Genomic DNA, 3,307 nt, shown 5'->3' on the forward strand with positions numbered 1-3,307 from the left:
GGTCGGTCGGGGGCGTCGTGGGTTCCTGCGGCGAGGAGCAGTCGCCCCCCGACTCCAGCAGCCCCTTGTTGGCGCCCGCCGTCTGCCGCACGATGTCCGGCACGCAGGTTGCCCCGTCGAGGTTGTAGGGGTAGGGGATGCTGACGGAGGTGTTGGACTGCGGGTCCGGGCCGGCGGGGTTGTTCTCGTCGCCGGGGCTCGACCAGGTCACGTTGTCGAAGATGTTGCCGCCGACCTGCCAGTAGCCGGCCTCGTCGGTGTAGAAGGTGCCGAGGACGTCCTTGGAGTCCTCGAAGTAGTTGTTGTCCACCTTGGCGCGGCCGCCGGCCCGGGAGTTGATGCCGGACTCGTGGAGGTCGACGTAGTGGTTGTTGTAGATGTGGGCGACGCCTCCGCGCAGCAGCGGGGTGCGGGAGTCGATGTTCTCGTACCGGTTGTGGTGGAAGGTGACGTAGCCGTTGGAGCGGTCGCTCTCGCTGGATCCGATGAGCCCGCCCCGGCCGGAGTTGCGCAGGATGCTGTAGGACAGGGTGACGTACTGGGTGTTGTTCTTCATGTCGAAGAGCCCGTCGTAGCCCTCCGACTCCCCGCCCGAGGCCTCCAGGGTGACGTGGTCGACCCAGACGTTGCGGACGTCGCTCTCCATGCCGATGGCGTCGCCGCCGTTGGAGGTGGGCGAGCCCGACTTCTTGACGTTGCGGACCGTCACGTTCCTGATGATGATGTTGCGGGCCTCGCGGATGTGGATGCCCAGCTGGTCGAAGACGGCGCCGTTGCCGACGCCGATGATCGTGACGTTGCTGATCTGCTTGAGTTCGATCACGCCGGCGGCGGTGTTGCAGCTGTCGCCCGACACCTTGGAGGTGTTGCCGTGGTTGATGGTCCCCTCGACCTCGATGGTGATGGGGGTGCTGCTGCTGGCCCGGCCGCACAGGGCCGCATGGATCGCGGTGCCCGTGGTGGCGCGCACCGTCTGCCCGCCCGCGCCGCCGGTGGTCCCGCCGTTGCCGGTCGCGAAGCCGGTGGCGGTGCCGGCCGCCGCCGACGCCTGGGTGATCGGTAAGACCACACCGACCGCGGCCGCGGTGACCATCGCGGCCAGCGCCGCCTGGAGCCGCAGCGTGACTGCTCGTCCCATTGTCGTCTCACTTTCGTCGTCGGGGTGCCGGAGTGAGTGCCGCGGGGCCCGCGGCATCGGGGTCGTCATGGGAGCTCGGCCCACACGCTAGGAAAGCGCTTTCCTGACGTCAACGGACGGTGAAACTTTCATGCCGTACCCGACGGCGAACGGCCCGGAGCGCCGGGCCCGTGGGGCGCCCATGAGGGCGGGGACCGGCGGATGGACCCGGCGCGGTCCGCCCCCGTGCCGGTCACGGCGTTGTGCGGCCAGGTGTAGAAACGTTCGTCGAAATGCTCAGCACGCACCGGCCGGCGGCCGCTGGGTGCGCTGATAGTGCCGCCTGGCCTTCATCCGGTTGCCGCACACGGCCATCGAGCACCAGCGGGCCCGGTTGGTCTTGCTGCGGTCGAGAAGGAACAGCCCGCACTCGGTGTTCGCGCAGGGCCTCAGCCGTCCGGGCCGCGTACGCTCCAGCGCGTCCCAGGCCAGCAGCACCCTGACGCTCGTCGCCCGCCCCGGCGGGGCGTCGAGCGACCACTCCACGCCCCGCTTCGACACGGCCGGGCGGTAGGTGGCGCCTTCGAGGAAAGGCGCCAGGTCGCTCACCGGCCGGTCGCCGCGGACCACGCCCTGCAACGTGTCCCTGACCTGCCGGACGGCGTCGCGTTCCTCGGGCGACCCGTCGCCTCCCCGTTGCCGCAACCAGTCACGTGCCTCGGCCGGATCGGCGAGAAGGTCCTGGGCGACCCCGCCGACGATCGGAGTGCTGTTCAGCAGGTCCAACAGCACGTCATCACTCGGCCAGGTCATGGTCTCGACCACTTCTAACCCCTTTGCAGCTCTTGACGGGTTAGTCTTACTCCTGCTTCAGTCTAACCGTAGAAGCAACTTCAGGGGGTTAGTCATGGCGAATGTCCACCACCGTTACGCGACCGTGCAGGGCCGGCGGCTGTTCTACCGCGAGGCCGGACCCGCGGACGCGCCCACCCTCGTCCTGCTGCACGGCTTCCCGACCAGCTCGTACATGTTCCGCGAACTCATCCCGGCACTGGCCGACCGCTACCACGTCATCGCTCCCGACCACCTCGGGTTCGGGCTGTCCGACGCACCGCCCGTCGAGGAGTTCGACTACACCTTCGACGCGCTCACCGACCTCACCGCGGGACTGCTGGACCGGCTCGGCGTCACCCGCTACGCCATCCACGTGCAGGACTACGGAGCCCCGATCGGCTGGCGGCTCGTCCTGAACGACCCCGGCGCGATCACGGCGATCATCACCCAGAACGGCAACGCCTACGACGCCGGCTTCGTCCCGAGCTTCTGGACGAGCGTCTGGGACTACCACCGCGAGCAGACCCCGGAGACCGAGAAGGCCGTCCGGCAGGCGCTCACCCTCGACGCGATCCGCTGGCAGTACGTCACCGGCGTGCCCGACGAGAGCCTCGTCAGCCCCGACACCTGGCACCACGACGTCGCCCTGGTGTCCCGTCCCGGCAACGACCGCATCCAGCTTTCCCTGTTCCTGGACTACGCCACCAACCCGCCGCTCTACCCGCGCCTGCACAAGGTCCTGCGCGAACGCCGGCCGCCGGTGCTCGCCGTCTGGGGCAAGGGCGATGAGATCTTCGGCCCCGAGGGCGCCCGCGCCTTCGCCGCCGACGTGCCCGAGGCCGAGATCCACCTGCTCGAAGGCGGACACTTCCTCCTGGAGAGCGCCCTCGACGACGTGGCCCGCCTGATCAGGGACTTCCTCGGCCGGCTCGACCTGCCCAGGGGCGCGCACGCCGGCAAGTGAGGGCGTCCGGCGCGACCTCAGGGAACGGTGGCGCACTCCCACTCGCGGGCATGCAACGGCATCGTCTCCTGCAAGGCCCCGCACACCGAGCACAGCTTGCTGGAGGCGAACCAGCGATCCACCGCCACCAGCGTCCGCTCGTACCAGGCCGCCTTGTACTCCAGCATCGACCGCAACTCCCGCCAGCTCGCGTCCGAGATGGCGCGGGCCAGGCGGCGGTTCTTGACCAGGTTGCGCACGGTCAGGTCCTCGACGGCGATCGTTTGGATGCCCCTATGTTCGTCAAGTGGTCAGGCTGGGTCAGGAGCGTGGTCGGCTGTCGCTGCTTTGATCAATGCGTAGACCTCGCGGGCGACATAGCGTTTGAGGCAGCGGATGACCTCGCGGCGGGT

The 3,307-nt window shown here is 69.0% G+C and carries 3 protein-coding genes and 1 pseudogene; 1 reads left to right on the plus strand and 3 read right to left on the minus strand.

The window, feature by feature from the left end:
- The coding region (locus E1295_RS47685; protein ID WP_132641959.1) for a pectate lyase family protein at positions 1-1,138 on the minus strand (1,138 nt) is incomplete at its 3' end.
- A gap of 276 nt (positions 1,139-1,414) precedes the next feature.
- Positions 1,415-1,942: a CGNR zinc finger domain-containing protein gene (locus E1295_RS47690; protein WP_246081252.1), complete on the minus strand. Its 528-nt coding sequence runs from the start codon at positions 1,940-1,942 to the stop codon at positions 1,415-1,417.
- An 82-nt stretch (positions 1,943-2,024) separates the two neighbouring features.
- Between E1295_RS47690 and E1295_RS47695 the strand changes: the two genes are divergently transcribed.
- Positions 2,025-2,915 (plus strand): alpha/beta fold hydrolase, encoded by an 891-nt coding sequence (locus E1295_RS47695; RefSeq protein ID WP_132641961.1) that lies wholly within the window; start codon positions 2,025-2,027, stop codon positions 2,913-2,915.
- 32 nt (positions 2,916-2,947) lie between these two features.
- On the opposite strand, the pseudogene E1295_RS47700 reads toward E1295_RS47695, so the two are convergent.
- Positions 2,948-3,181, minus strand: a pseudogene (locus E1295_RS47700) (RNA-guided endonuclease InsQ/TnpB family protein); the annotation flags it as partial.
- Between the last annotated feature and the right edge of the window lie 126 nt (positions 3,182-3,307).

Source organism: Nonomuraea mesophila (genome assembly GCF_004352805.1).
Lineage (GTDB): Bacteria > Actinomycetota > Actinomycetes > Streptosporangiales > Streptosporangiaceae > Nonomuraea > Nonomuraea longispora.

Bases quoted from the DNA above. Each gene is read 5' to 3' on its own strand.
- E1295_RS47695 (WP_132641961.1), top strand. From the start codon at position 2,025: ATGGCGAATGTCCACCACCGTTACGCGACCGTGCAGGGCCGGCGGCTG.